We start from the raw sequence: 26075 nt of genomic DNA on the forward strand, positions 1-26075 counted from the left end.
CCGCTACGTCTGGTGAAGGACGACGGCGTCGAGGTAGTACCAGCGGCGGTCCACCCTAAGGAACCGGCTGGTTTCGTGGTGGACCCCGCGCTCCCCGTCCTGCCGGAAATGCGCCTTGAACTCGACTTTTCCTTCGGTGTCGAGCGGACCGCCCCTCCCGGTGGACACGATGTCCAGGCGGCGCCATTCGAGTCCCGGATCGAGCTCCAGTTCGGTGGGCCGCGTGTCCGGATGCCAGGTTTTCAGCAGGTAGTCGGCGTCGAGGAGCACAAAGGCGCTGTAGCGGGAACGCATCAGCTGCTCTGCAGTCGCCGCCTCCGCTGATCCGCTGTGGAACCGGCCGCAGCAGTCTGCATACTGCTCGCCGGAGAGGCACGGGCAATTGCCGGCGAAGGCTTGGTGCTGGGTCATGGCATCCCTGAAAGTGTCGAGTCCGCTTGTTGGTTCTGACTATAGGCCTCCGTGGGCGGGCGGATCCGATAACAGCTTCGAAACAACGCCCGGCGGGGCTTGCCTAGCGGGCACGTCGGCAGTAAATAGTCCGTATGGTGGTTAGGGGCTGTTGTCCGCCGCGGTGCGGACGGGCACGGTGGCCGCAGGCTGTGTAAGGAGGGTGAAGTGGAAGATCCGACAACGATCGCACTTAATCTGACCTTTTTCGGCACGCTTGGTGTGGCATTCGTCATGTTCATTGGCATGTTCATCCTTGTGGTGGCCACGTTGGTGATCGCTGGTGTGGGACGCCTGGTTGCGCTGATTGTGATGGCCATGTTTGGCCGCTTCCCCGGGAACGACACCGTCGAAGTGGTCCGGCTGCCCGTAGGCACGCAATCGTCCGCAGGCGCTGCAGCCGCTGAGGCCCCGGCGGCCCGCCAGGAACGCCCCGCAAAACTACCGAAGTCGCCGCGCCCTGCGCGGGAACCGCGCCCCCCGCACGACTGGAAGAGGCTCCTGAGCCGCGCCGGGCTCGAAGAGTCGCTCCGCACCGCCGTCGTTCATCACCCGCTGCTGGCTGCCGCCCGGCCGGTGCCGCCCGTCCTGGCGAAGGACTGGGCCGCCGCGGTGGCTGCCGCCGATGCCAGGGCCGTGGCCCGCGCCAGGGCTGCCGTCCCGGAGATCAAGGTCGCCGGCCCTGACCGCGGCGGACGCGGTGTGGCAGCGGACGGCGTGGTGAAGGTCGCGCCGCTGGTTGAGACCGCCCTGCACACCGGGGCACTGCACGCGGGAGCACCGCAGACGGCGGGGGCTGTAAGCACGGAGGCGCCGCGCTCCGCGGCTGTGAACACCGAAGGCCCGAGCAAACAGACTCCCGCGCCGGGCGGGACGGGAACCAAGGGCGCGCCGGTACGTTCCGCGCTGGCCCTGTCCGCCCAGCCTCCGCGGCCGGCGAGGAAGCCCGCCGCGGCAGGGCACATGGCCGTCCTGGACACCGGCTCCATGGTCTCGTTGGCACAGCACGAGGACGCCCGCGTCCGCTCCTGACGCGGCAGCTGTCCCCGGCGCTCGGGTACGGCGGCTGATGGGCGCTGCCGGCAGAATGACCTGCCCGCATCCCTTACCCTGAGCAACCATCTCCGCTAGCGTGAAACCCATGGAATTCAGATACCTCGGAAACAGCGGCTTCAAGATCTCGGAAATCACGTTCGGCAACTGGCTGACCCACGGCTCGCAGGTGGAGAACGACGTCGCCACCCAGTGCGTGCGGGCAGCGCTCGACGCCGGCATCAGCACCTTTGACACGGCTGACGTCTACGCCAACACCGCAGCTGAGACGGTCCTCGGCGAAGCGCTGAAGGGTGAACGCCGCCAGTCCGTGGAGATTTTCACCAAGGTTTTCGGGCCAACGGGCCCCAAGGGGAAGAACGACCTAGGACTCTCACGCAAGCACATCATGGAATCCATCGACGGCTCCCTGACCAGGCTGCAGACGGACTACGTCGACCTGTACCAGGCGCACCGCTACGACTTCGAGACGCCGCTGGAGGAGACCATGCAGGCGTTCGCGGACATCGTGAGGCAGGGCAAGGCGCTGTACATCGGGGTCAGCGAGTGGACCGCTGAACAGCTGCGGAACGGTCACGCGCTGGCGAAGGACCTGGGCTTCCAGCTGATCTCCAACCAGCCGCAGTACTCCATGCTGTGGCGCGTCATCGAGGAGGAGGTCGTCCCGGCGTCGGAAGAACTGGGCATCTCCCAGATCGTTTGGTCCCCCATGGCGCAGGGCGTGCTGAGCGGCAAATATCTGCCCGGCCAGCCGCTCCCCGAAGGGAGCCGCGCCACCGACGACAAGGGCGGCGCCAAGATGATCCAGCGCTGGATGCGCGATGACGTCCTGACCGGCGTGCAGCAGCTCAAGCCCATCGCCGACGAAGCCGGACTGACCATGCCGCAGCTTGCCGTTGCCTGGGTGCTGCAGAACCCCAATGTGACCTCGGCCATCATCGGCGCTTCCCGTCCCGAACAGATTGCGGACAGTGCTGCGGCTGCCGGCGTCAGGCTGGAACCGCAGGTCCTGAAGAAGATCGATGACGCCATAGGTTCACTCGCCGAGCGGGATCCCGCCCAGACAAAATCCCCCGCAACGCGCGAAGCCTAGGACCGGCCGTGACAGACCTTCCCGACCTTGCGGTCACAGGCTCTACGGGCGTCCTCGGCGAAATGGTGGCCCGTCAGCTGGCCGAAACCGGATTCTCGCAGCGGCTGCTGGTGCGCGGCGCCGGCCGCGCACCAGAGCTGGACAACGCACCTCCCGTCCTGGTCAGCTATGCCGACCCCGGGCTTTCGCGCCCGGCGCTGGAGGGGGTGAAGACCCTGTTCATGGTCTCGGCGGCCGAGGCGGAGGACCGGCTGCAGCAGCACTACGCGTTCGTGGACGCCGCCGCCGCTGCCGGCGTGCAGCACATCGTCTATACGTCGTTCTTCGGCGCGGCACCGGACTGCACGTTCACCCTGGGCCGGGACCACTACGCCACCGAGGAGCGGATCCGCGCCTCGGGGATGTCCTTCACGTTCCTGCGGAACAACTTCTACCTGGACTTCCTGCCGAAGCTGGCCGGGGAGGACGGCGTGATCCGCGGCCCGGCCCGCGACGGCGTCATGGCGGCCGTGGCCCGGGAGGACATCGCCCGGAGCGCGGTGGCGGTACTCCGCGATCCGGCCGTGCACGCCGGGTTCACCTACAACCTCACGGGCCCTGAGAACATCTCCCTGGCGTATGCGGCCGAAGTGCTCACCCGGACCACCGGCCGGACCGTCACGTACCACGACGAAACCCTGGAGGAGGCGTATTCGTCCCGGGCCTCGTACGGGGCTCCCGCCTGGCAGGTGAAGGCCTGGGTCAGCACGTACGCGGCGATCGCCGCCGGTGAACTGGCCGGGCCGACGTCGGATGTGCACGGGCTGACCGGGCAGGACCCGATCAGACTCGAGGAGTGCGCGAAACTGCCCCAGCTCTAGCCGGCGGCACGGGCTCGCGGCACGGGCGGACGGGCGGACGGCGCGCGGGACGGCGGACCGACGGCGGCGGCCGAGGGCAGTGGCGGGCGCAGGGAAAGGGCTGTTGACGCTCCGGCGGGGGCGGCGTAAACCTAGGAGGGAGCACGCCTGTCAGCAGCACCGAGCAGAATCGCAATGCCATGACCAAGCTGATCTACCGACGCCGCCAGCCCGTCCGGCCCAGGCCGCATCCAGGGGAACCCACGCACGGCCCGCTCACCCAGGACGAGCTGCAGCTTGCCGCGCGGAACCATTCGATGCCGCTGGAAGCCCTCCGCGAGGACGTGACGCCGCCCGGAATGCACTACGTCCTGACGCACTTCGATATTCCGCAGATCAGGGACGGATCCTGGCACCTGCGGATCGGCGGCGCCGTGGAGATGGCGACGGAACTGAGCCTGGCCGCGCTCAAGAAGGACCCGGCCATCAGCGTCCCGGTGACGCTTGAGTGCGCCGGCAACGGGCGCTCGCTGCTGAAGCCGCGGCCGCTCAGCCAGCCGTGGGTCCTCGAGGGCGTGGGCACGGCCGTGTGGACGGGCGTCCCCCTGGCCTATCTGCTGGCGCAGGCGCGCGTGGAACCCGAAGCCGTCGAGGTGGTGTTTACCGGTGTGGACGAAGGCTTCCAGGGCGGCGTCCGCCAGCAGTACGCGCGGAGCCTGCCCATCGCGGAGGCGCTGCGTCCCGACGTCGTGCTGGCCTACAAGATGAACGGCAGCGAGCTGCCGCCCCAGCACGGCTACCCGCTGCGGCTGGTGGTTCCCGGCTGGTACGGAATGGCCAGCGTCAAATGGCTGCAGTCGATCAAGGTTGTGACGGCCCCGTTCACCGGCTTTCAGCAGTCGGTCGCGTACCGCTACCAACACAACGCGGACGACGCCGGCACGCCCGTTTCGCGGATCAAGGTCAGGTCGCTGATGGTTCCCCCGGGAGTTCCGGACTTCTTCACGCGGCGCCGCTTCCTCCCCCGCGGCCCGGTCATGCTGCGCGGCCGGGCCTGGTCCGGCGAGGGCGCCGTGACCGGTGTGGAAGTCGGCATCGACGGCAAGTGGGTCCATGCCCAGCTGGAAAAACCTCTCGGCGCCTTCGCGTGGCGCGGCTGGAGCCTGCCCTGGGTGGCGGATCCCGGCCATCACGAACTTGCCTGCCGTGCCACCGACGCCAGCGGCGCCGTCCAGCCCCTGGATCAGCAGTGGAACTATCAGGGCATGGGGAACAACGTGGTGCAGCGCGTGCGGGTCACCGTGGAGTAGCCGGTATTTCAGGCAGCCGGGCGGCAGGTGCTCCTAGTGGATGTGGCTGCCGCCGTTGATGTCGATGGTGGTTCCCGTCAGGTAGGCGGACTCCTCCGAGGACAGGAAGGTGATGACGGCCGCGATCTCTTCCGTGGTGGCGTTGCGGCCCAAGGGGATGCCGGCGTTGATGGCGGCTTCCTGCTCCTCGGTGCTGCCGACGCGGATGTTCGTGTCCACGGCGCCGGGCGTAATGGCGTTGACGGTCACGCCGGTGGCGCCGATTTCGCGGGCCAGGGCCTTGGTGAATCCCAGGATGGCTGCCTTGGCGGCCGAGTAGGGGACCTTGCCGAACACGCCGCCGCCGCGCTGGGCGGAAACAGAGGACATGTTGACGATCCGGCCCCAGCCGCTGGCGATCATGTCCGGCAGGAATGCCTTGGTGACCAGGTAGGTGCCCGTGGAGTTCACGGCCATGACCTTGTTCCAGAGATCCAGCGTGGTTTCCAGGAACGGCACCGGCGAGGTGATGCCGGCGATGTTGGCCAAGGCGCCGATCGCGGGAAGCGTGCCGGAAGTGACCTCTGCGGCCACTGCCCTGTAGGCCGCGTTCACGGAGTCCTCATTGGCGACGTCGATCTCGTAGCCGAAGGCCGGGACGTTGAATTCGTTGCCGATTTCCGCTGCGACCTTGGCGGACTTCTCGCCGTCGAGGTCCAGGATCACCACTGCCCAGCCCTGGCTGGCGTAGCGGCGGGCGGTGGTGATGCCGATGCCCCGGTCCGAGGTTGCTCCGGTGAGGACGGCGGTGCGCTGGATGGTGGTCATGATGCTCCTTGTTTTTTGCTGTTGCTTGTCTTGCGGGTTGGGTGAGGCGGGTTCAGATGAGGTCGGTGATGAAGCTGGCTGCCTTGGCCGCGGCGGCCGGGCGGTCATCGTGGGTGACGTCCCGGGTTTCCAGCTCGAGCGAGAAGTGGCCGGTATAGCCGCGCCCCGCCAGTGACCGAAGTCCGGCGGCAAAGTCGGCGTGGCCGTTACCAATGCTCAGGTTGATGTTGCCGGGCACGGCGTCGCGCAGGTGCACATGGGCAATCAGGCCCTGGTGGCGTTCGATGTACTCCAGCGGGTCCTCGCCGGCGGCGACGATGTGGCTGAAGTCCATCACGATCCCGACGCCGGAGCCGACCAGCCGGCCGGCCAGCAGTTCGGCGCGCTCCAGGTTCCAGCAGAAGCGCAGGAAATGCAGTGACTCGGTCCAGAGTTCGACGCCGAACTCTGCTGCCCGCTGCCCGGCCCGGGTCAGTTGGGCGGCTACTTCGTCCAGGTCCTCGTCAACGCTCCGGACCGGTTCGTGGCCCAGGGCGCCGCACGGAAGGACCAAAGCCTTCGCGCCGGTGTTCGCGGTGAGGGTGAGCAGTGCATCAAGGTGCGCGTCACGGGCGGTCTGCTGGCCGGCGTCGAGCACTGCATTGAGGTCCCCGATGTCCCCGTTGACCGAGCGGACCCGCAGACCGGAGGCGGCAACCTCCGCGGTGACGGCCGCGACGGCGTCCGCATCCAGCTCATAGGGGACGTGGTCGCAGACACCGGGCAGCGCACCCAGATCGATTTCTTCGAACCCCAAGCCGCTGATGGTCCGCAGGGCGGTGCTCAGGTCCTGGTGGCGGAAGCTGATGGACGAGCAGCCGAGTCGGGAGTTGAACATCTGCGTCGATCCTCTAGTCATGCCTGGGGGCGGTAGTGATGAAGACCACAGTACATTCGTTAACTGTCAACAGTCAACCTCTGAAGTTGACTGTTGACATACGGCCATGATGCAGGTCACACTGGCTTATCAGTTGTTAACAGTCGACAGTGTCGGTGCGGAAGTACCAGGCGCTCTTCGAAAGGGATTCACAATGAGCAAAGAAGCTCTCAGCATGAGGGGGCCGGTCCACGGCACCAAGGACGCCAAGCGGGTCGCCATCGGCTCCGGCGTCGGCGCAGTGATCGAGACCTACGACTTCATCGGATTCGGCACCGCGGCTGCACTGTACTTCGGAACGGCCTTCTTCCCCACCGGCGATCCGGTAACCGGCACGCTGGCCGCCTTCGCCACCCTCGGCGTCGGCTTCGCCGCACGCCCCATCGGCGGCATCATCGGCGGTCACCTAGGCGACAAGGTCGGACGCAAGCCCGTGCTGGTCGCCTCATTGATCCTCATGGGCGTGGCCACGTTCCTCATCGGCCTTCTCCCCACCTATGAGCAGGTGGGCCTGCTCGCGCCGGCCCTGCTGGTGTTCGTCCGAGTCGTCCAGGGCCTGGCCTTCGGCGCGGAATGGGGCGGCGCCATCCTGATGAGCTACGAGCACGCACCCTGGAAATCCAAGGGCAAATACACCGGCATCGTGCAGGCCGGCTTCCCCGTTGGCCTCCTGCTGGCGAACCTCGTCTTCCTCGTCAGCGTGAACCTTGGCGGCGAGCTCGCCTGGCGTGTTCCCTTCCTGGCAAGCATCGTGCTCGTCGCTGTCGGCCTCATCATCCGCTCCAAGGTCCCGGAATCGCCGGTATTCGATGAGGTCAAGGAGAGCGGCTCCATCGTGAAGTCACCGATCGTCGAGGTCATCAAGACCGACTGGCGCAGCATTGTCCGCGGCATCGGCCTCCGCATTGCGGAGACCGCCGGCTACGCCGTCTCCATTACGTACATGATTTCCTACCTCCACACCCAGCAGCTGGCGGACAAAACCCAGACCCTCGTAGCCCTCTGCATCGCCTCAGCGATCGGCATCTTCGCCACCATGGCCTGGGCCCGACTGACGGACAGGATCGGCCGCCGGCCCCTGTACATCTGGTCCTGCGCCTTCGCCGCACTGTTCGGCATCCCCATGTTCCTGCTCGTGAACACCGGAATATTCATCTTCGTCATCGCCACCATTGTCATCTCCTACGCTGTCTGCCAGAACTCCCTGGCCGGCGCCCAGGGCCCGTGGTTCCCCGAGCTCTTCCAGGCCAAGACCCGCTCCTCCGGAGCCTCACTGGCCTACCAGATCTCAGCCATGGTGTCCGGCTTCACCCCCTTCGTCACCACGCTCCTGTTCGTTTCCCTGGGCTGGATGGGCCCGGCCCTCCTCTTCAGCTTCTACGCAGCCATCGGCCTGTGGGCGGCCGTCGTCACCCGGGAGACCTGGGGCAAACGTGAGCGGCAGCTGGCGGATGAAGCCACCAACAGCACCCCGCAGACAGTCCCCGTCTGATGACCACCACAGAAGAAGCTCAAATGACCGCCACACAGGAAACCATGACTACCACCACAGCAGATCGCGTCGACAGCGTTTCGGCCGCCGCCTACCGGATCCGGCACCACGCCCTCACCATGGGCGAAGTCCAGGGCCAGGGCTACGTCGGCCAGGCCCTCGGAGCGGCCGACATGCTGGCCGCCGTGTACGCGGACCAGCTCCGCTTCCAGGCCGGGGACCCGCACTGGGAGCAGCGCGACCGGTTCCTGCTCTCCACCGGGCACTACGCAATCGGCCACTACGCCGCGCTGGCCGAGGCCGGCATCGTTCCGGTCGAGGAACTGGAGACCTACGGATCCGACGATTCACGGCTCCCCATGTCCGGCATGTCCACCTACACGCCGGGCATGGAGATCTCCGGCGGCTCCCTGGGCCACGGCCTGACCATCGCGGTCGGCATGGCGCTGGGCCTCCGGCACCAGGGCTCCGCGGCCAGGGTCTACAACTTCCTCTCCGACGGCGAACTGGACGAAGGCTCCACGTGGGAGGCCGCCATGGGCGCGCACCATCACCAGCTGGGCAACCTCACCGCCATGGTGGACATCAACGCCCTGCAGGCCGACGGCAAGACGGATTCCGTGCTCCGCACCGAGCCGGTCACCGAGAAGTGGGAGTCCTTCGGCTGGTACACACAGCGCGTGGACGGCAACAACATGGCCGAGCTCCTGCACGCCTTCGACAACGCAGCCGCCCAGGCCGCCGCCGTCGGACGTCCTTCGGTGATCCTCTGTGACACGAAGGTGGGCCGCGGCGTACCGCTCTTGGAGGAACGCGAGAAGGCCCACTTCATGCGCATCGAGGAACACGAATGGCAGCTCTGCCGCGAGCAGCTGACCGCAGGATACGAAGGAAAGGCAAGCCGATGAGCACCGCCACTGATTCGAAGGGCACCGCACCCAAGCTGAAGACCTCGGCCATGATCGCGTCTTTCGCCGATCCGGGCCAGAAGACCGCGTCCGCCCCGTTCGGACACGCCCTGGTCAAAGCCGCGCAGGAGAACGACAAAATTGTCGGGCTCACCGCGGACCTCGGCAAGTACACGGACATGCACATCTTCGCCCAGGCATTCCCGGAGCGCTTCTTCCAGATGGGCATGGCCGAACAGCTCCTCTTCGGCGCTGCCGCTGGATTCGCCGAGACCGGGCTGGTGCCGTTCGCGTCAACCTACTCCGTGTTCGCCGCCCGGCGGGCCTACGATTTCCTGTGCCTGGACAGCGCTGAGCCGAACCTGAACGTGAATATCGTGGGCGGCCTTCCGGGCCTGACCACGGGCTACGGACCCAGTCACCAGGCCACTGAAGACATGGCCATTTTCCGCGGCATGCCCAACCTGACCATCGTGGACCCGTGCGACTCGATCGACATCGAACAGGCAGTACCGCAGCTCGCAGCGAGTGAAGGCCCCACCTACCTGAGGCTGCTCCGGGGCAACGTACCCACCGTGCTGGACGAATACGGCTACACGTTCGAGCTGGGTAAAGCAAAGGTGCTCCGCGGCGGCAACGACGTCGTCTTCATCTCGAGCGGGCTGATGACCATGCGTGCGCTGCAGGCCGCCAAGGCCCTGGCCGAGCACAACGTGGACGTCGCCGTCGTCCACACGCCCACCATCAAACCCTTCGACGCCGAAACGGTGCTGGCGGAGCTGAACACCGACCGGCTCGCCGTGACGCTGGAGAACCACAGCGTGGTGGGCGGCCTGTTCGAAACCGTTGCCTCGGCCGTGGTCACGGCTGGGCTGGGCAAGCGGGTGGTGCCGGTGGCGCTGCCGGATGCCTTCCTCGACGCGGGCGCCCTGCCAACCCTGCACGAACGGTACGGCTTGTCCGTGCGGCGGATCGTGGCCAAGGTTCTGGCCGAGCTCGGCTGACCAGGATCTTGAACAGAAGCGCGGAGCCGGCCTGCCCGGTTCCGCGCTTCTGCCGTATTATCAACAGTTAACAGACCCACTGTAAACAGTTGACCACTGACATCGAACCACTGACCTTGAGGACGAATGATGGCCGGAGCAACAGCACCCCTGCTGGGACTGCAGAAGAAAAGCCTTCGCGAGCAGGCGCTCTCCGCGCTGCGCACCGCCATCACCAGCGGCGAACTTGAGCCCGGCCGGCATCTCGTCGAAACTGAGCTGTCCGAAATGCTGCAGATCAGCCGCGGAACCCTCCGTGAGGCGCTGCGGCAGCTTGAGCAGGAAGGTCTCGTGTCCGCGGGGCCGCGCGGACGCCTGTCCGTCCGCCACCTCGACGCCAAGGAAATCCGCGACATCTACTCCGTCCGGGCCGCGCTGGAGTCCCTTGCGGCCCGTACCCTGTGCGAACTGCCGGACCGCCAGAAGGTGATCACCTCGCTGCGCGCCGCCATCGACGCCATGGCCGCCGCAACGGAGGGCAGCCTCGAGGAGCGGATCGAATCCGACCTCGAGTTCCACCGCACCATGTGCCGCCTCACCGGCAACGAGACGCTGCTCCACTCCTGGGAATCGCTGGAGGGATCCATCCGGATGTCCATCATGTTCGCCGGCCAGGAGAAAGGGGTCAGGAACATGAGCGTCGAGCGGCACCACGACATCGTGGCGGCCATTGAGACCGGCGACGCGACTCTTGCCCGCGACACCATCCGCGAGCACATGGACTCGGCCGCCGCCGTGCTGGTGGCATAGCCCCGTTTGCCGCCTCCCGGGCCGCTCAGAAACTGACGACCGCGTCAGGCCGCGAGCGTCCCGCGGACAATACTGTCGCTGGAATGAGCCGGGTTGCCGTCAACGGGCTCGTCTGACACGTCCACAATCGGATAGGCGGCGAGGTCGAGGCCTGCCGGGATCTGGAACGTTCCTGTTTCGGAATTCATCACTCCGAGGCTGACGAGCTTCGAGAGATCCGGGGCGATCAACCACACTTCCTGATAGCCCTGGGCTTCATCCCTATTAATCCGGATTTCCAGCGATCGCGAGCCGTCACGGGACTCCACCACCCGGGCCGTCCCTGTCGCCGAGTACTGCGCAAGCGGTGCAAGCTCGGCACTGGCAACAGGCCGGGGATCCGTGTTGAGCGACCAGAAAACACCGCCAGCCAGTAGCACCACAGCCGCCGCAGCAGCCAGCCAAGTGACCGGCCGCCGGAACCAGGCGGGCCTGTCCGGCCGCAGTGACGCGGCTTGGGACGGGACCGTCCCGCGCGTGCCCTCGTGAAGCGTCATCGGGGTGGCACCGCGCGTGATGGCCTGCGAGGCCAGCGGATCTTGGGCCACTGCGCCGGACAGCCCCAGTTCCCGGTGGATTCCTGCCCAGACCCGCGGCCCCGGAGCCTCCAAGCTGCTGGTGTCCGGAGTGGTCCGGACGGCGTGCACGGCCCGGCGAAGGGCGGCGTACTCGGCGGCGCACTCACCGCACGCGCGGAGGTGTTCCAGGCTCGCGTCATCGCCAACCGACTCGTCCAGGGCGAGCAGGCTCAGGAGTTCAGGGTCAAGATGCTGCATGGTCAACCTCCAATCGTCGCCTCAGGTGGGACAGGCTGCGCCGGATGTGGCTCTTGACCGTACCAAGGGGGAGGTCGAGTTTCCGTGAAATCTGGTCGTGCGTCAGGTCTTCGTAGAAGGCGAGCTTCATGATGGATCCCTGCGGTTCGCCGAGCTTCTCCAGCTCCCCGTCCAGCAACAGCCTGTCCGCAAGGACATCCGCGGGGGCCGGTCCGGCGGACTGGGCCGGGTCCGGGTCGAGCTCGGCTGCCGCCCTGATTTTCCGTACCTCACGGGAGGAGGCAGCCTGGGCGTCCGCCACCGCGTTCCGCGTGATGCCGACGATCCAGGCCGGGAGACGGGCAACGTCCGGGTCGAAGGACGAACGGGAGCGCCAAACGCGGATGAAGACTTCCTGGGTGACGTCATCGGCCGCCGCACCGTCGCGAAGGGCTCGGAGTGCAAGGGTATAAACCAGAGGTGAGAACTGCCGGTAGGCCTCGGCCAGGGCACGCTCGTCACCGGCGCAAAACGCGGCATTCAGCGCCGCGTCCCACGAAGGAGGTGCCTGGTCAAATGGAACCAAGCCGATCTCCTTCCTGCCGGCACTGGCAAGGAACAGGGCTGCGGAACGGTCATTCCGGCGCTGCCGTGACAATCACATTGTCGCTGTAGTCCTGTTGTGCGTCCAGCCATCTGCCGCCGCACGTGACCAGCTTCAGCAGGGGAGGGCCGTCCCGCCGGAAGAGGGCGCCGCCGTCGAACTTGTCCTTGGCCATCAGCCCCACGCTGACCACACGGTACCGCAGGGGCGCACCGCGGTCCCTGCCCACCACTACCGCCGCACCGGGCCGCAGGGTTTTCAGTAGGGAGAACGGCGCGAGGTCCGAGGTGGTGTCCACGTGGGCTGCGATCACCGCGGTGCCGGCGGCGGATCCCGGAGCCGGCCCGTGACGGTACCAGCCGGCCTCATTGAAGGCGTCGGGAATCTCCATGGCGCCGTCACGAGCGACCCCCACCGCTACGACGGTCATGTTGATCGAGGTTCCCTGAACGGTGAGCGAGCGAGGCCGCCCTGACTGCGGCGCCGGCTTCGGGGCCGTGGCGGACCGAACGGGGACCTTCGGCACGGGCTGTTCGGGGATTCCGGCAACTGCCTTCGGGGGAGCCTTTGGCGGAGCTGTCCCGGCGACGCTGGGGGCCGGCAGCGCGGTCTGCTGCCCGGCCGCCGGCTGATCCCGGGGCCGGAGGTCCGGCGCCGCCGCACAGCCCGCAACCAGCAGGTTCGCCGCCAGAAGGCCCGCGGCGATGGGCACACGGCGTAACCAGGTTGCCGCCGTCGTCATCGGTTCCATTCCTCTCCAATCGGTTTCCGGAGACGTGGGCCGGCCGCCCGGTGGGGGGAACCGGGCGGCCGGAGCCTGAGGGCGTTACTTCACGCGCCGGACGGCGAGCTGCTTCCGTGAGAAGGCCAGCCCGGCCAGCAGCAGCACCAGTCCGGCGCCAATGCCGACGGCGGTCTCCGCGGGTCCTGCCGCCGCGACGGTCCCGGTGTCGGCAGCTCCGGAGCGGCCCCCGGGAACGGCGCCGGGAGCGGAGTGCAGTCCCTCGATGCTCTGGACGGCGAGCTTGAGGTTTTTGTCGGTCAGGCTGCCCCACGCGTACACAATGGTGTTCGTTCCTTCTGCGACGGGGACGTCTGCCGGCCCGATGACGGGTGCGGTGGTCCCGGCCGCGGCCACGGCCACGGACAGGGTGGCCGGATCCAGCGTCAGCGTCTTTTCCTTGGGGTTGGCGAGACCGGACACAACGGCGGTGCCGCCGGCCAGGACGTCGACGGCGGGCGCGGCGGCCGCGTGCCGGACCGTCACCTTGCCCTTGCCGGCAGGGATGGTGCTGACGTCATTGGTGAAGAGGTTAGCGGTCGGTTTCCCCTGTGCATCAAGGTTGGCCACAGCGGTGTAGTTGCCCTTCGATGCCAGTTTCACTGTGACGGGACCGATCGCCGGTTTGGAATCGTCGGCGGCGTCGGCGGCCGTGATGGCCAGTTTGTAGTCGCCGGCGGGCAGTGCCAGCGGCCCGGCGAGCGTTCCGGGAGCGAAATTATCCAGGGTGCGTTCGCCGTTGACCCAGACGTCGACGGTGAGGCCCGGTACTCCGTGGAGAACCGAAAGCTGGGCGTCTCCTTCGGCCGCCGTCGCCGGGCCGGCCAAGGCGAGTGCGGCCGCGAGTGCCACCGTGCCGGTTCCTGCTGCGAAAATGCTAGTGCGCATGTCCATCTCCTTCAACGGCCCGTTGCCGGGCGGTTTTTGCTTACACCCCTACTACCGGCCTGGAGGCGGACTTGGATGCAGATTCATTGATTTTTTTGCAGCAACCGGCCAGCGCCTATACTCGGCAGCAGACATGAGCAGTCTTCCCTCAGCCCCGGCAACGGTCCGCATTGATGCGTGGCTGTGGGCCATCCGCGCCTACAAGACGCGTTCCGCAGCCACCGCCGCCTGCCGGGCGGGGCATGTGCGCCTCAACGGAAACCCGGCCAAGGCCTCGCAGTCGCTAGTTCCCGGCGACACCGTCCGCGTCCGCCAGCCGGGCTACGAACGCATCCTCGAGGTACGCCGGCTGATCGCCAAGCGAGTGGGGGCCGAGGCGGCATCCCACTGCTTCACCGACCACACTCCCCCGCGTCCCGTGGCTCCGGCGCTCGGCCTGCCGCAGCGCGACCGCGGGGCCGGGCGGCCCACCAAGAAGGACCGCCGCGAAATGGAACGCCTCAAAGGTTCCGGCTAGATCTGCCGGGCTGCGGGACGGCGGGGGGATGGTGGCTGCGCCCACCCCGTCGGCCCCGACCTAGCGGCGCGGGCGGCTCACTCCCGGATCCGCTCCTGCCCGTCCTGCACTTCGAACTCCCCCACTTCCAGATCGCCCGCACCGAAGGCCGTGGGCAGGAGGGTCAGGTAAACGGCACCCGTGGATGTGGTCTTGCTCCCGGCGAGGGTGAAGGTGGAGGGCACTGCCCCGGTTTCAAAGAGCCGCTTGCCCTGGCCAAGCACCACCGGGAAGATGAACAGCCGGTACTCGTCCACCAGGCCGGCGTCGTGCAGCGCGCGGGCCAGCCGGTGGCTGCCGTGGACCTGGAGTTCCCGGCCAGGGGTGGCCTTGAGGTCGTCGATAGCTTCCAGGAAGTTGCCCGGGAGGATCGTGGAGTTGTTCCACGTGGCCTCCATGAGGGTGCCGGAGACAACATACTTCGGCAGGCTGTTGAGCGCTGCGGCCACGGCGTCACCCGGGTCCGTGACCCGGGACCAGTAGGGGTGGAACAGCTGGTACGTGGTGCGGCCCAGGAGGATGGCGTCGGCCTGGGCGAACCAGCCGTCCACGATCTTGCCCATGTCGTCGTCGGCGTGCGGGACGAGCCAGCCGCCGAATTCGAAACCGCCGGACGTGTCCTCTTCCCTGCCGCCCGGGCCCTGCATGACGCCGTCGAGGGTCAGGAACGTGTGGACCGTAAGTTTCATGATGGGCCTTTCGGGGAAATGCCGGGGTGGGTCTCGCCTGGATCGGCCGGGCCCATGTCGAGGCGGAACGGGGGGTACTCGTCCCGCATGAGGGCCACGTAGGCGGCGACGCGGTAGACCCAGCGGTTCAGGCCGAGCAGCAGGTCAAACAGGCTCCAGAGGTATCCGCCCGTGAACAGCAGGATGACTCCGGCAATGAGGGCCAGGAGTGAGATCAGCGCAATGGAGCTGCCGGCCGGATAGCTGGCAGCGCCACCCGGCAGGTCGTCGTCGGACGCCACCCATGCCCGCGTGTTCCCTACCAGCACGGCCACAATCAGCAGGTGCGGGATGGCCAGCAGCCAGGACTTCACCAGCACCAGGCCGCGGGAGAGATGGTCCGGGTAGTCGACGTCGAAGTCGGCCGGATAGTCCGTGCGGGCCAGGGTGAAGGGCGGGTAGCGGTCGGTTCCGATCGCCGTAAAGGCGTAGAAGGACACCCGCCAGCTCCAGCGCAGCACGCCGACGTTGAAGTTGAACAGCGAGCGCGGATAGCGGGCAGTAAACAGGATCGCGAACCACGCCACGATGGTGGTGACGATCAGAGCGAACCAGAGGAAAAACAGGACGATCAGGTGCGGGATGGCCAGGAACCATTTGACCAGCCACATCCAGCGGGACAGCGCCGGGTCCAGGTGCCCGCTGAGGCGCGCCGGGTACGGCACGTTGTCGAAGAGCCCGACGGCGGCCGGCGGCGCCGCTGCGCCGGGAGGGGGTGCTCCCGTACCGGCGCCCGGGGCTCCTGTGGCGCCGGCGCCCGGGACTCCTGCGGCACCCGGGACTCCTGCGGCACCCGGGGCCCCGGCGCCCGGAGCTCCTGGAGTCGGGGAGCCGGCGATGCCTGCCGCTCCGGGGGATCCGGGGGTTCCGGGGGTACCGGGGGTTCCGGGGGCGGCCGAGCTGGCGAGCGTGGACGGTGCGGCGGCGCCGGGGTGTCCCGCCGCAGGATAGTGCGGCGGCGGCCCGTGCCGTCCGAGTCCCGCGGCGCCGGCGACGATCAGCGGTACGCCGATTGCCAGGAGCACGATGCCCGAGATCAGCAGCCACAGGAAGAGCGGCCAGAGCAGCTCGGAGCGGATTCCCGCCTGTAGGTCCACGGCCACGGGGGTGCTGGCGTCGGCGTTCATCACCACGACGGTCCAGCTGCCGGGCCGGACGCCCCACCTGAGTTCCTGCGTGCCGGCGCCTTCGGCGGACGCGACCCAGAAGCCTTGGGCGCCGGGACCGGCCGGCGTCCTGGTGCCGGGCACTTCGTTGTACTCCACCCTGAAGGGCCGGAGTTCAAGGGACCTGATCTCTGATCTCTTGACGCCGTCGAGGTACCGGGCTGCGTCCTCCTGCGGGGCGACGCCGATGAAGATCTCCTTGCCCGGAGTGGCTGCGGCGCCGCGGAGCAGGATGCTTCCCGCACCGTCGGAAGGAATTACGTCCGGCAGCCGGCCTCCCACCATGATGTCCAGCCCGGCGGACGTGATGGCGGACGAGTTGACGTCGAACCGGTGCGTTTGCGTCGTGAAGTAGCCTTCGTCCCGCTGCTGGAAGTTGAGCCAGCCCACGCCCACCGCCCCGGCAAGCAGCCCCAGGCCCAGAAGGGCAGCGAGCGTGCCGAGGACCACCATCACAATGCGGCCGGGTTTCATGCGTGCTCCTTGGGTCGGGCGCCGACGTGCGGATGTTCGCCGCGCGTATGGGCGCCGTGCGGATGCGCGACGCGGGGATGGGCGCCGTGCGTTTGGGCGGCGCCGGGCCGCGGATCCAGGATGCTGAGCCGGCACGGATGCTCTGACGTGCCCTCGCCGCTGAGCTTTGTGAGCTGGGCAGGGTCATGCAGCGCTGTGATCGCTTCCTCCACGGCGCGCGCCCTGGTCAGGTCAAGGACGATTTCCCGGCCCGGCAGGAGGGTCCGGGCGCGGCGGGCAATGATGTACAGCGCCCGGATGTTGGCTGCTGTGACGGTTCCGCGCACCTCGATGCGCGCGCGTTCCATGTTGGGATCGATGTGCACCAGGACCTTCAGACGGTGGTGCGTTGCAGTGCGGTCCATCGCACTCACGTCCCCCCGGGGGGCTGCGGCAATGGCCCAGGAATTCCAGCGGTATCGATGTAAACGCCCATGCCGACGCCTCCCCCGACTTCATTGTCAGAACCGTGTCACGTCCAGAATGCACCTTCTTATCTGTGCTGGGAAGAGGGCGGAAACGCAGGGCGTGAGCGGTGCAACGGAGGTCCAAAATGGGCGGCAAAGTGAATTGGCGAAGGTGCCATCCGCCCATAGCCTGTTCCTATGCTTTCCAGTGCAGCGGACCGTGCTTTGCCTGACATTGTGCTGGCTTCCGTCAGGTTCCCCGGGGGCACGGCCTGCGCCAACATTCAGGTCCGCGACGGCCTCGTAGCAGGGATCACCGCCGCGGATGAGCTGCCCCGGGGCGTCCGCGTTGTGGACTTCGACGGGCGATATGCAATCCCCGGCCTCTGGGATGAGCACGTCCACATGACGCAGTGGGCGCTGGCGGCCAACCGGGTTGACCTCTCGCTGGCGGAGTCGGCGCGCTGCGCCGTGGAACTCGTTCGTTCCCGCATTTCCGGCCCTAGCCTGGCTCATGCCGGCCCGGCCCTCGCTGGCCCGGCCCTCGCTGACCCTGCCCGGACACTCGTGGGGGTCGGCTTCCGGGATGCGGTGTGGGATGACGTTCCCGGACTGGAACTGCTCGACGCCGCGACCCGGGGCGTGCCGACTGCCCTGATCAGCCACGATCTCCACTGCGTGTGGCTGAACTCGGCGGCGGCCGAGCGCTACGGCATGCGGCCCGGCGCCGACGGCCTGCTCCGGGAGGACGCGGCGTTTGCGCTCACGCGCGAGCTGGGCCGCCTGCCCGACGATGTGGTGGACGGCTGGGTGCGCACTGCCGCCGGCGCGGCGGCCGCCCGCGGAATCGTGGGCGTGGTCGACTTCGAGATGACCTGGAACCGCGACGTCTGGCTGCGCCGCATTGCCGCAGGATTCGACTCGCTCCGGGTGGACGCAGGGGTGTATCCGGAGGACCTGGAACGCGCGACGGCTGCGGGAGTGCGGACCGGCCAGCTGCTCGACGGCGGTGCCGGGCTGCTGAGCGTGGGCCCGCTCAAGGTGCTGATCGACGGGTCCCTCAACACCCGCACCGCGTACTGCGTGGATCCGTATCCGCACGGCGGCCGGGGGATCCTGACAGTGAGCGAAGCGGAGCTGCTGGCGCTGCTGCTGCGGGCCCGGGAGTCCGGGTTCGTTCCGGCGGTTCATGCGATCGGCGACGCCGCCAATCAGGTAGCGCTGGACGCCTTCGCCGCAGCCGGCGTACGCGGGCGAATCGAGCACGCGCAGTTTGTGCGCTCAGAGGACTTGGTCCGTTTTGGCGAGCTGGGCCTGATGGCGAGTGTCCAGCCGGTCCATGCCCTCGACGACCGCGACGCCGCGGACGCCAACTGGAGTGGCAGCACCGGCCGGGCCTTCCCGCTGCGTTCGCTGTTGGAAGCCGGAGCGCTCCTGGCCCTCGGGTCCGATGCCCCGGTGGCACCGCTGGACCCCTGGCTGGCAATGTCCGCGGCCACTACCCGGTACCGGCAGGACAGACGCGGGCCGTGGCACCCGGAGCAGGCCATCACGCGTCAGGAGGCCCTCTTCGCCTCAACCCGTGGACGCGGGCGCATCCGCGTCGGAGAGGCGGCGGACATCGCGGTGCTGGACGGCAACCCGCTGGAGGTGCCGGATTCGGTGTTCGCAGAAATGCCGGTTGCCACCACGCTGGTGGCAGGCCGGTTCACGTACCGGGGCTCAGCCGTTTAGGACCCTTTTGCCCGGGCCTGGACGAGGTTGGCGAACGGCAGCCTGCCATAGAGCTCGCGGAAATCTGCGTGGTACCTGGCTTCCGTCAGGTTCACCTCGGCTGCCGGGAGCTCCTTCCAAGCGATCACCAGGGACTGCGGATCGGCGAGCTGCCAAATCAATCGGCCGTCCCAATGCCCTGGCGGCTTGCCCTTCCCGAAGTCGACGAACTCCTGTATCTGCCTGCGAAGTCCTCTGTTGCCCTTGCTGCCGGGCCCGGCTTTCCCCAGGTACAGGACATCGGCGTCCTCGATCCATTCCGCGGCCAGGGCGTCCTCACGCAGCGAGGGGTCCTTCTTCTTGAACACTCCGGCCGTGCTCTTCACCAGGAACCGCGGCTCATAGCCAGCGGGCTTCAACACCGCGAACAACCCCGGGGCCTGCGGGACACGGTTTATTTCGAGCTGTCCGAACGCTCGAAACCCGGTAAAGCCGTCCGCTTTGAGCGTTTGTTTGTTGATGGGCACTGGGTTCCTCAAGGGAGAAGGACTAAGGGCTGTTGCGGCGGCCGGGTCTCCACTCCGCGTCCGCCGGCTACGGACGATCCTGTCACGGCATGCCTCTCAGCGTGCCGGCACTTCGTGTTTTAGCCGCTGGGCAAGTCAGCGAAATCGCCATCGACAAGCGTATGGGCCGGGAATAGCCTTGTCCCGTCCGAGAGTGTTCCGACAATGGAGACGGAGAGGTCCGGAAATGGGAACCCAGGAAAATGTTGAACTGATACGGCGCGGCTACCAAGCCTTCGACGCCGGGGACATGGCGACACTCCGCGAATTATTCGCCGAGGACGCAGTCTGGCACACCGCCGGAAACGGCGTGCTGTCGGGGGCCAAGCAGGGACGCGAGGCCATCATGGCCTATTTCGGCGAGCTGGCGACGCGCTCCAAAGGAAGCTTCAAGGTGACACTTCAGGAGGTCATCGGAGGGGAAAAGCACACTATCGGGCTGCAGCACAGCCACGCGGAGACCAACGGCAGGACTTTGGACACGCAGGGCGCCCTGGCGTTCCAGGTTCGCGACGGGAAGATCACCGAAGGCCGGGAGTTCTTCGATGACACAGCCCAGGGAGACGCCTTCTGGGCGTAGCCCCGGCCAGGCGGCCCAGCGCGTTCCCGCCGGGAATGCGCTGGGCTCTCCCCGGGTCCCGTGTCCCTTCCGGGCCCCTCGTAACCTGCGGACCTGCCCGCCAACCGCGCCAAAAGCGTACAGTGGAACAAGACGCCTGATTCTGGACGCCGTGCTGCTGAGGGAGAGATCGTGACGATTGACTGGGACGAAAAAAAGGCCCTGCTACAGGAACCGAACATCGCGGCGGTGACGCAGCTTTGCGACGAACTCATGGAAAAGAAGCCGGGATCCACCGTCCCCTACATAGACCCCGTCCATGACGAGGACGAATGCAGGATCGTCAGCCTCCATGTGAGCCCCGGCAAGGGCACCGAATCCGGCTTCGTGTCCCACTTCAACGACGACGAGGCCGCACGCCGGGCCACCCAGATCTACGAGCTCGCCGAACTGGACCCGCGCTACGTCATGCCGTGGAACGCGTACCCCTGGGTCCGGGATCCGGACCTGCCGTCTGCCCTGAACGTCCAGGAAAAAACGGACGGCCTGCGCCCCTTCCGCCAGTTCATGAAAATCAACAAGCGCGTCTCGGCCATCATCACCCACGGCACAGACGCCGCCAGCTTCCTCACCCTCTTCGAGAAGACCTACCACTCCTCGCTAAAGAACAGCGGCATAAAGATTTACAAGGCCAGCGCGCTCGGCGGGCGGGCCTTTGCTGTTTCCGAAGCCAAGCAGGAGGAGCTCCTCACCAAGAGCGTCGACATCTACAAGGACGCCATGCAGCGGGCAGGCATCCAGCACCTTTAGTTCCGGAAACCCCGACGGCGGAACACCGCTTCCCGGGACCACTCACCTTTCCAGCAGCCTCCGCCGGTGTTTGAGTTCCTTGACCCACGCCCGGGTGACCATGTCCGGGAAAGGCGAGGCGCCGCCGTCGTGCGCTGACGCGAACGCCGTGCCCGCCTCCAGGTCCGCGAGCAGCGGTCCGGCCGCCTTCAAGGCCAGCTCCACTACCTGCGCAGCCGCGCGCTCCGTGAGCCCGAGCTCCATGGCCCAGCCCAGAAAGTGCCTCCGCGAGATGCCGCTCCGCTTGCCCCCCAGTGTCAGGGCGAGCGTTTTGTCGCCGTAGACCACTGTGGAGGGGATGTCGTACACGGGCGCGATGGACCACTCCCCCGACGGATGCTGCACCATGGACACGTTCTTCGCATGCAGGTCTCCGTTGCCGCTCAGCCAGGCGAAAGCAACCTGAATCGCGAGGTTCCGCAGGGCCGGAAGCGGCGCCGCGCAGTACTCCGCGAGCGCCGTGCACACGGTCGCGAACCCCACGTTGTACTTGTCGGCCGGGTACAGCTTCAGCACCTGCGCGCCGTCCTCGACGGCAAGTCGCTGTACGGCGTCCGGCTCACGCGCCGCTGCTTGCGGACCCGTCAGCGGCACCCGGTCGAACCGCTCCACGAGCAGCCCCGGGCGGCCGGCCACGTCCCGCATCAGCTGAACCCGGCTCAGCGGAATCCGCAGCTTCGCCGCATACCGGAACATGATCAGCTCGTTCTCCACCACGTGCGGGAACTCCGGCGCGTTGAGCTTGAGGATGAAGCGCCGGCCGGCGCTGGCCACGGGCATGGAGATCATCCCGGCGGAGAGCTTGTCCTGAACGCCCGCCAGTGCCACGGGATCGATCAGGCCCGAGTCCCCCAGCAGTTCGTCGAAGTCCACCGGTTTCCGCGGATCGACCTCCACGGCGTGCTCCTCCGGATCCAGCGGCTCGCCGTGCCCCACGATCTGCACGTCCCCCACCGGGTTCCCGCCCGCGGCGATGAGCAGGGACAGGTCGTCGTCGGCGCTGGTCTTGATGGACCGGCGCAGCGCGTTCAGCCGCCGGCCCTCCGGGAGCAGCCCGGTGAAATACGGCGGGGCGGCGCCGGCCGCGGACAGCACGGGCTCGGCGGTCAGCGGAAGGGAACTCGCGACGGCGGGGCCGCCCTGCTGCAGGTAACCCGGCAGGTAACTGAACTTCGTGCCGCCGTCGTGCCGTTCCAGCCGCGCGGCAAGCACGCCGCGCTTGTAGATGTCGGCAATGCGGTGCCTCACGGCCGTGCGCTGCTTTCCGAGGCGGCGTCCGGTGACGGGACCTTCGACGACGGGACGTCCGTCGGCGGGTCCGACAGCGACGCGTCCGACGAGATCTCCGTCGGCGGCTGGCTCACCAGCGCGCGTGCCGCTGCCCGGGACCGGGTGCCGAGCCGGAGTTCGAGGCCAAGGGTCTCCAGGACCGCCAGCAGCGAATCCAGCTGCACGCTCGGTTTGCCCTGCTCAACGAAGCGGACAAACCGCTCGGAGACGCCGGCCATGTCAGCGAGGTCCTGCTGGCTCAGCCGAAGCGAGGCCCGGCGGCCGCGGACCTCGTCGGCGACGCGGTCGGCGAAAGTAGCGGCCATGCGTGGACCCCCTCATAGGCACGAACGTACCGAAATTGACGTAGGACCATTCTATTTCCCGCAAATTGAGGGTTGCAAGGGCATTTCGGCACGAACGTACCTATTGGTTGCAGTATCTATGCCCCTCGACTACGTCCCAGTTGACACTCCCCTGTGATCCGTGCCATATTTCAAGGGTGAACCTGTCAGACAGCCGGACAGCCGGACAGCAAAGCGGAGGAGCCATTCCGCTTGCCCGCCTCAGCGCCGCCGAGGCTGTCTTCAACGCCATCCGCGGCGACATCGAAAGCGGACACGTCGCCGTCGGCGCCAAACTCAGCTCCGAGGCGGCCCTTGCTCAGCAGTACGGCGTCAGCCGCTCGGTGATCCGCGAGGCCCTCCGGTCCTGCACCGCCCTCGGCCTGACCGTGACCCGCACCGGCCGAGGCACGTTCGTCGTCGCCGACCACGTGGCCAACGACCTCGTACTCGGCCAGTTCTCCGCCCGTGACCTGACCGAGGCCCGGCCGCACATCGAAGTTCCCGCCGCAGGGCTCGCCGCCGATCGCCGGACCGCCGAGGACCTGGACGTGCTCCGTGCGATGGTGGCGTCCATGTCCGTGGAAACCGACCCCGAAGCCTGGGTGGTGCTCGATTCCGCCTTCCATGCCGCGATTGCCCGGGCCAGCGGCAACAAGGTCTTCGAAAGCGTCGTGGCGGACATCCGTGACGCCCTGACCCACCAGTCCGAAACACTGAACCTGGTGACCGACCGCCAGCACGCTTCCGACGTCGAACACCAGCGCATCCTCAATGCCATCGAAGCGGGATCCGCCGCAGAAGCCAGTGCCGCCATGAGCGCACACCTTCGCGCCGTGGGCGACGCCCTCGACTCCATCCTCAGCCAGTAACCGCCCAGCCAGATACAGCCCAAGGACTCCATGCTTTCGCCTGCCTTGCCCGTCCATGCCCGGGACCACACAGCCCCGGACCTCGCGGCCCCCGACTTCACGGCCCTGCCCCGGCACGCCGCCCTGGCAGTCCAGACCCGCGACGGGCTCGTGGAAAGCATCCACTACGGCTCACTCATCGCCACCGCGCCCGACGGCGGCACCCTGCTGTCCGCCGGGGAGCCGCAGGCGGCGTTCTATCCGCGGTCGTCGCTGAAGCCACTGCAGGCCGTGGCCATGGTCCGGGCCGGACTCGACCTCCCCGCCGACCTCCTGGCCCTCACCGCCGCGAGCCACTCCGGAGCCGCCGGGCACCGCGACGGTGCCCTCCGCATCCTGCGGCTGCACGGGCTCACTGCCACGGCCCTGGAAAACAGCACTGACCTCCCCTACGGCGTCCCCGAGCGCGAAGAATGGCTCCGCGAGGGCGGTCTTCCCACCCAGATCACCCAGAACTGCTCCGGCAAGCACGCGGCCATGGCCGCCACATGCGTCATCAACGGCTGGCCGGTTCGGGGCTACCTCCACCCCGCGCACCCGCTGCAGAAGCTCGTGGCGCAGACGGTGGCGGAACTGACCGGCGAGGAGCCGTCCGGTACCAGCACCGACGGCTGCGGCACCCCGCTGTTCGCCCTGACCCTCGCCGGCATGGCCCGGGCCTTCGGCCGACTCGCCTCCGCGGAACTTCCGGACGGCGCGTCCGCCCCGGAAAGCCCGGAAGCCGCCGTCGCGCATGCCATGCGGAACCATCCGGAGATGGTGGCCGGCGAAGGCCGCGACGTCACCGAGCTCATGCGCCTCGTGCCGGGCCTGCTCGCCAAGGACGGTTTTGAGGGCATCCAGCTGGTGGGCCTGCCGGACGGCCGGGCCATCGCGCTCAAGATTTCCGACGGCGGCGATCGCGCCCGTATGCCCGTCACGGTGCGCGCGCTGGAAGGGCTCGACGTCGACACCGCCCCGCTGGCGGGCCTCGCCACCGGCGCCGTCCTCGGCGGCGGCAAACCCGTGGGCCTGCTGCAGGCCGCAGATTTTTCCTCCCTTGTCCCTGCCAATGACGCCAAATAAGGACCGCCCATGAACGAAACCCAGACACTCCCGGACGTCCGGTCCGAGCACGATCTCCTCGGCGACCGGGACGTTCCCGCCGCCGCGTACTGGGGGGTGCACACCCTCCGCGCCGTGGAAAACTTCCCCATCACCGGCCAGCAGCTGTCCTCCAACATGCACCTGGTCCGCGGCCTCGCCGCCGTGAAACTCGCCGCCGCCCGTACGAACCTGGAGCTCGGGCTGCTGGACGCCGAGCGCGCCGCCGCCATCGAGCAGGCCTGCACCGACGTCATGAACGGCCGGCTCAGCGAGCAGTTCGTGGTGGACGTCATCCAGGGCGGCGCCGGAACGTCGTCGAACATGAACGCCAACGAGGTCATCGCCAACCGGGCCCTGGAAATCCTGGGCCACCCCAAGGGCGACTACGCGCGGCTGCACCCCAACGACCACGTCAACCTCAGCCAGTCCACCAACGACGTCTACCCCACCGCGGTGAAGCTCGGCACCATCTTCGCCGCGCGGGAACTGCTGTCCTCCCTGGCCGAGCTGGAGGAGGCGTTCGCGGAAAAGGCCATGGAGTTCCGCACCGTGGTGAAGATGGGGCGGACCCAGCTCCAGGACGCCGTGCCCATGACCCTCGGCCAGGAGTTCGGCACCTACGCCATCACCATCGGCGAGGACCGGCTCAGGCTGGCCGAGGCGGACCTGCTGATCCACGAGATCAACCTCGGCGCCACGGCCATCGGCACCGGCCTGAACGCCCCTCCCGGGTACGCCGAGGCAGCCTGCCGCCACCTGGCCGAGATCACCGGCCTGCCGCTCGTCACCGCCGTCGACCTCATCGAAGCCACCCAGGACGTGGGCGCGTTCGTGCACCTCTCCGGCGTGCTCAAGCGCGTGGCCGTGAAGCTCTCCAAGATCTGCAACGACCTCCGCCTGCTCTCCTCCGGCCCGCGCGCCGGCTTCGGCGAGATCAACCTTCCCGCCGTCCAGTCCGGCTCCTCCATCATGCCCGGCAAAATCAACCCGGTGATCCCGGAAGTGGTCAGCCAGGTGGCCTACGAAGTCATCGGCAACGACGTCACCATCACCATGGCCGCCGAAGCCGGGCAACTCCAGCTCAACGCCTTCGAACCCATCATCGTGCACAGCCTGCACAAGAGCATCTCCCACCTCGAGGCAGCCTGCCGCACCCTCACGGCGCGCTGCGTCCGCGGCATCACCGCCAACACCGAACACCTCCGCCTCACCGTGGAACAATCCATCGGCCTGGTCACGGCACTGAACCCGCACCTGGGCTACGCCACCGCCACCGCAATCGCCCAGGAAGCCCTCGCCACCGGCCGGGGCGTGGCCGAACTCGTCCTCGAACACGGCCTCCTCACCGCCGAACAGCTCCAGGAACTCCTCAGCCCCGAACGCCTGGCCAACCTCAGCAAATAGCCACAGCCCCAGGTCTCGACAAACTCAACCAGCCTCCACTGCTGGTTGAGCCTGTCGAAACCACCGCTCGACCAGCGACCACCGCTGGACCCCCGAACCGGAAACCAAAGGATCCCCCATGTCCAATCCCCAACAGGGCACCGCGACCCAGGCGGCCATCACGGACCACACGGTCCCGGCCCAGGCGCACGCCACCGAATCCCTCCTTCACGCGGAGGACAAGGGCTACCACAAGAGCCTGAAACCGCGGCAGATCCAAATGATCGCCATCGGCGG

The 26075-nt window shown here is 67.7% G+C and carries 28 protein-coding genes and 1 pseudogene; 16 read left to right on the forward strand and 13 right to left on the reverse strand.

Annotated elements, in window-relative coordinates; translation table 11 throughout:
• Positions 1–3: 3 nt before the first annotated feature.
• Positions 4–411 carry a YchJ family protein gene (locus CXQ90_RS19875; protein WP_104141076.1) on the reverse strand — a complete coding sequence of 136 codons (408 nt, stop codon included), beginning with the start codon at positions 409–411 and terminating at the stop codon, positions 4–6.
• 207 nt (positions 412–618) lie between these two features.
• On the opposite strand from CXQ90_RS19875, the gene CXQ90_RS19880 reads away from it, so the two are divergent.
• From CXQ90_RS19880 to CXQ90_RS19895, 4 genes are all read left to right on the forward strand, one after another.
• A complete protein-coding gene (locus CXQ90_RS19880) occupies positions 619–1482 on the forward strand; it encodes a hypothetical protein (RefSeq protein ID WP_104141077.1) in 864 nt (287 codons plus the stop codon).
• Positions 1483–1591: 109 nt separating this feature from the next.
• Entirely contained in the window at positions 1592–2596 is a 1005-nt protein-coding gene (locus CXQ90_RS19885) for an aldo/keto reductase family protein (protein ID WP_104141078.1), read from the forward strand.
• Positions 2597–2604: 8 nt separating this feature from the next.
• Positions 2605–3456 (forward strand): SDR family oxidoreductase, encoded by an 852-nt coding sequence (locus tag CXQ90_RS19890; protein ID WP_104141079.1) that lies wholly within the window; start codon positions 2605–2607, stop codon positions 3454–3456.
• A gap of 179 nt (positions 3457–3635) precedes the next feature.
• On the forward strand, positions 3636–4745 hold the full coding sequence (locus tag CXQ90_RS19895; protein ID WP_104141080.1) for a sulfite oxidase: 1110 nt from the start codon (positions 3636–3638) through the stop codon (positions 4743–4745).
• 33 nt (positions 4746–4778) lie between these two features.
• Here the strand turns inward: CXQ90_RS19895 and CXQ90_RS19900 are convergent, their stop codons facing one another.
• A complete protein-coding gene (locus CXQ90_RS19900) occupies positions 4779–5552 on the reverse strand; it encodes an SDR family NAD(P)-dependent oxidoreductase (RefSeq protein ID WP_104141081.1) in 774 nt (257 codons plus the stop codon).
• Positions 5553–5604: 52 nt separating this feature from the next.
• The gene (locus CXQ90_RS19905) at positions 5605–6429 is read right to left on the reverse strand and encodes a sugar phosphate isomerase/epimerase (RefSeq protein WP_104141082.1); all 825 of its coding nucleotides are present in this window, start codon (positions 6427–6429) and stop codon (positions 5605–5607) included.
• Positions 6430–6622: 193 nt separating this feature from the next.
• Here CXQ90_RS19905 and CXQ90_RS19910 point away from each other — a divergent pair, with 193 nt between their 5' ends.
• The 4 genes from CXQ90_RS19910 to CXQ90_RS19925 all read left to right on the forward strand — a co-directional run bounded on the left by CXQ90_RS19910 (position 6623) and on the right by CXQ90_RS19925 (position 10661).
• Complete coding sequence (locus tag CXQ90_RS19910) at positions 6623–7960, forward strand: MFS transporter (RefSeq protein WP_104141083.1); 1338 nt, start codon at positions 6623–6625, stop codon at positions 7958–7960.
• Positions 7961–8004: 44 nt separating this feature from the next.
• The gene (locus CXQ90_RS19915; RefSeq protein ID WP_258064635.1) at positions 8005–8868 is read left to right on the forward strand and encodes a transketolase; all 864 of its coding nucleotides are present in this window, start codon (positions 8005–8007) and stop codon (positions 8866–8868) included.
• Positions 8865–9872 (forward strand): transketolase family protein, encoded by a 1008-nt coding sequence (locus tag CXQ90_RS19920; RefSeq protein ID WP_104141085.1) that lies wholly within the window; start codon positions 8865–8867, stop codon positions 9870–9872. The genes CXQ90_RS19915 and CXQ90_RS19920 overlap by 4 nt, the downstream gene beginning before the upstream one ends.
• Before the next feature lie 129 nt (positions 9873–10001).
• The gene (locus tag CXQ90_RS19925; RefSeq protein WP_104141105.1) at positions 10002–10661 is read left to right on the forward strand and encodes a GntR family transcriptional regulator; all 660 of its coding nucleotides are present in this window, start codon (positions 10002–10004) and stop codon (positions 10659–10661) included.
• Between the two features lie 44 nt (positions 10662–10705).
• Here CXQ90_RS19925 and CXQ90_RS19930 read toward each other — a convergent pair whose 3' ends face one another.
• The 4 genes from CXQ90_RS19930 to CXQ90_RS19945 form a co-directional block, all read right to left on the reverse strand.
• Complete coding sequence (locus tag CXQ90_RS19930) at positions 10706–11476, reverse strand: anti-sigma factor (RefSeq protein WP_104141086.1); 771 nt, start codon at positions 11474–11476, stop codon at positions 10706–10708.
• Complete coding sequence (locus tag CXQ90_RS19935) at positions 11463–12041, reverse strand: RNA polymerase sigma factor (protein WP_104141106.1); 579 nt, start codon at positions 12039–12041, stop codon at positions 11463–11465. The genes CXQ90_RS19930 and CXQ90_RS19935 overlap by 14 nt, the downstream gene beginning before the upstream one ends.
• Positions 12042–12090: 49 nt before the next feature.
• Positions 12091–12801, reverse strand: a complete 711-nt coding sequence (locus tag CXQ90_RS19940; RefSeq protein ID WP_258064637.1) for a class F sortase — start codon at positions 12799–12801, stop codon at positions 12091–12093.
• Between the two features lie 84 nt (positions 12802–12885).
• A complete protein-coding gene (locus CXQ90_RS19945) occupies positions 12886–13728 on the reverse strand; it encodes a DUF4397 domain-containing protein (protein ID WP_104141088.1) in 843 nt (280 codons plus the stop codon).
• A 133-nt stretch (positions 13729–13861) separates the two neighbouring features.
• Here CXQ90_RS19945 and CXQ90_RS19950 point away from each other — a divergent pair, with 133 nt between their 5' ends.
• The gene (locus CXQ90_RS19950; RefSeq protein ID WP_104141089.1) at positions 13862–14245 is read left to right on the forward strand and encodes an RNA-binding S4 domain-containing protein; all 384 of its coding nucleotides are present in this window, start codon (positions 13862–13864) and stop codon (positions 14243–14245) included.
• Between the two features lie 77 nt (positions 14246–14322).
• On the opposite strand, the gene CXQ90_RS19955 is transcribed toward CXQ90_RS19950, so the two are convergent.
• From CXQ90_RS19955 to CXQ90_RS19965, 3 genes are read right to left on the reverse strand one after another with little or no spacing between them, the layout of a single operon-like run.
• Positions 14323–14973, reverse strand: a complete 651-nt coding sequence (locus CXQ90_RS19955) for a dihydrofolate reductase family protein (protein ID WP_104141090.1) — start codon at positions 14971–14973, stop codon at positions 14323–14325.
• Positions 14970–16652: a DUF4389 domain-containing protein gene (locus CXQ90_RS19960; RefSeq protein ID WP_104141091.1), complete on the reverse strand. Its 1683-nt coding sequence runs from the start codon at positions 16650–16652 to the stop codon at positions 14970–14972. The genes CXQ90_RS19955 and CXQ90_RS19960 overlap by 4 nt, the downstream gene beginning before the upstream one ends.
• The gene (locus tag CXQ90_RS19965) at positions 16649–17056 is read right to left on the reverse strand and encodes a hypothetical protein (RefSeq protein ID WP_146068945.1); all 408 of its coding nucleotides are present in this window, start codon (positions 17054–17056) and stop codon (positions 16649–16651) included. The genes CXQ90_RS19960 and CXQ90_RS19965 overlap by 4 nt, the downstream gene beginning before the upstream one ends.
• A 240-nt stretch (positions 17057–17296) precedes the next feature.
• On the opposite strand from CXQ90_RS19965, the gene CXQ90_RS19970 reads away from it, so the two are divergent.
• Complete coding sequence (locus tag CXQ90_RS19970; protein ID WP_104141093.1) at positions 17297–18832, forward strand: amidohydrolase; 1536 nt, start codon at positions 17297–17299, stop codon at positions 18830–18832.
• On the opposite strand, the gene CXQ90_RS19975 is transcribed toward CXQ90_RS19970, so the two are convergent.
• Positions 18829–19338, reverse strand: coding sequence for a hypothetical protein (locus tag CXQ90_RS19975; protein WP_104141094.1), 510 nt, complete (start codon positions 19336–19338; stop codon positions 18829–18831). The genes CXQ90_RS19970 and CXQ90_RS19975 overlap by 4 nt on opposite strands.
• 226 nt (positions 19339–19564) lie before the next feature.
• On the opposite strand from CXQ90_RS19975, the gene CXQ90_RS19980 reads away from it, so the two are divergent.
• Both CXQ90_RS19980 and CXQ90_RS19985 read left to right on the forward strand, forming a co-directional pair.
• Positions 19565–19957, forward strand: a complete 393-nt coding sequence (locus CXQ90_RS19980) for a nuclear transport factor 2 family protein (protein ID WP_104141095.1) — start codon at positions 19565–19567, stop codon at positions 19955–19957.
• A gap of 171 nt (positions 19958–20128) precedes the next feature.
• Entirely contained in the window at positions 20129–20746 is a 618-nt protein-coding gene (locus CXQ90_RS19985) for a uracil-DNA glycosylase (RefSeq protein ID WP_104141096.1), read from the forward strand.
• A gap of 42 nt (positions 20747–20788) precedes the next feature.
• Here CXQ90_RS19985 and CXQ90_RS19990 read toward each other — a convergent pair whose 3' ends face one another.
• Both CXQ90_RS19990 and CXQ90_RS19995 read right to left on the reverse strand, forming a co-directional pair.
• Complete coding sequence (locus CXQ90_RS19990; RefSeq protein ID WP_104141097.1) at positions 20789–22033, reverse strand: type II toxin-antitoxin system HipA family toxin; 1245 nt, start codon at positions 22031–22033, stop codon at positions 20789–20791.
• Positions 22030–22380, reverse strand: a complete 351-nt coding sequence (locus CXQ90_RS19995) for a helix-turn-helix transcriptional regulator (RefSeq protein ID WP_104141098.1) — start codon at positions 22378–22380, stop codon at positions 22030–22032. Before CXQ90_RS19995 ends, CXQ90_RS19990 begins: the two co-directional genes overlap by 4 nt.
• A 176-nt stretch (positions 22381–22556) precedes the next feature.
• Here CXQ90_RS19995 and CXQ90_RS20000 point away from each other — a divergent pair, with 176 nt between their 5' ends.
• The 4 genes and pseudogenes from CXQ90_RS20000 to CXQ90_RS23080 all read left to right on the forward strand — a co-directional run.
• Complete coding sequence (locus CXQ90_RS20000; RefSeq protein WP_104141099.1) at positions 22557–23270, forward strand: FadR/GntR family transcriptional regulator; 714 nt, start codon at positions 22557–22559, stop codon at positions 23268–23270.
• Between the two features lie 30 nt (positions 23271–23300).
• Positions 23301–24374 (forward strand): asparaginase, encoded by a 1074-nt coding sequence (locus CXQ90_RS20005; RefSeq protein ID WP_104141100.1) that lies wholly within the window; start codon positions 23301–23303, stop codon positions 24372–24374.
• A 9-nt stretch (positions 24375–24383) separates the two neighbouring features.
• Entirely contained in the window at positions 24384–25799 is a 1416-nt protein-coding gene (locus CXQ90_RS20010) for an aspartate ammonia-lyase (RefSeq protein WP_104141101.1), read from the forward strand.
• A gap of 118 nt (positions 25800–25917) precedes the next feature.
• A pseudogene (locus tag CXQ90_RS23080) lies at positions 25918–26075 on the forward strand (L-asparagine permease); the annotation flags it as partial.

The organism is Arthrobacter sp. ZGTC131, assembly GCF_002929275.1.
GTDB lineage: Bacteria > Actinomycetota > Actinomycetes > Actinomycetales > Micrococcaceae > Arthrobacter.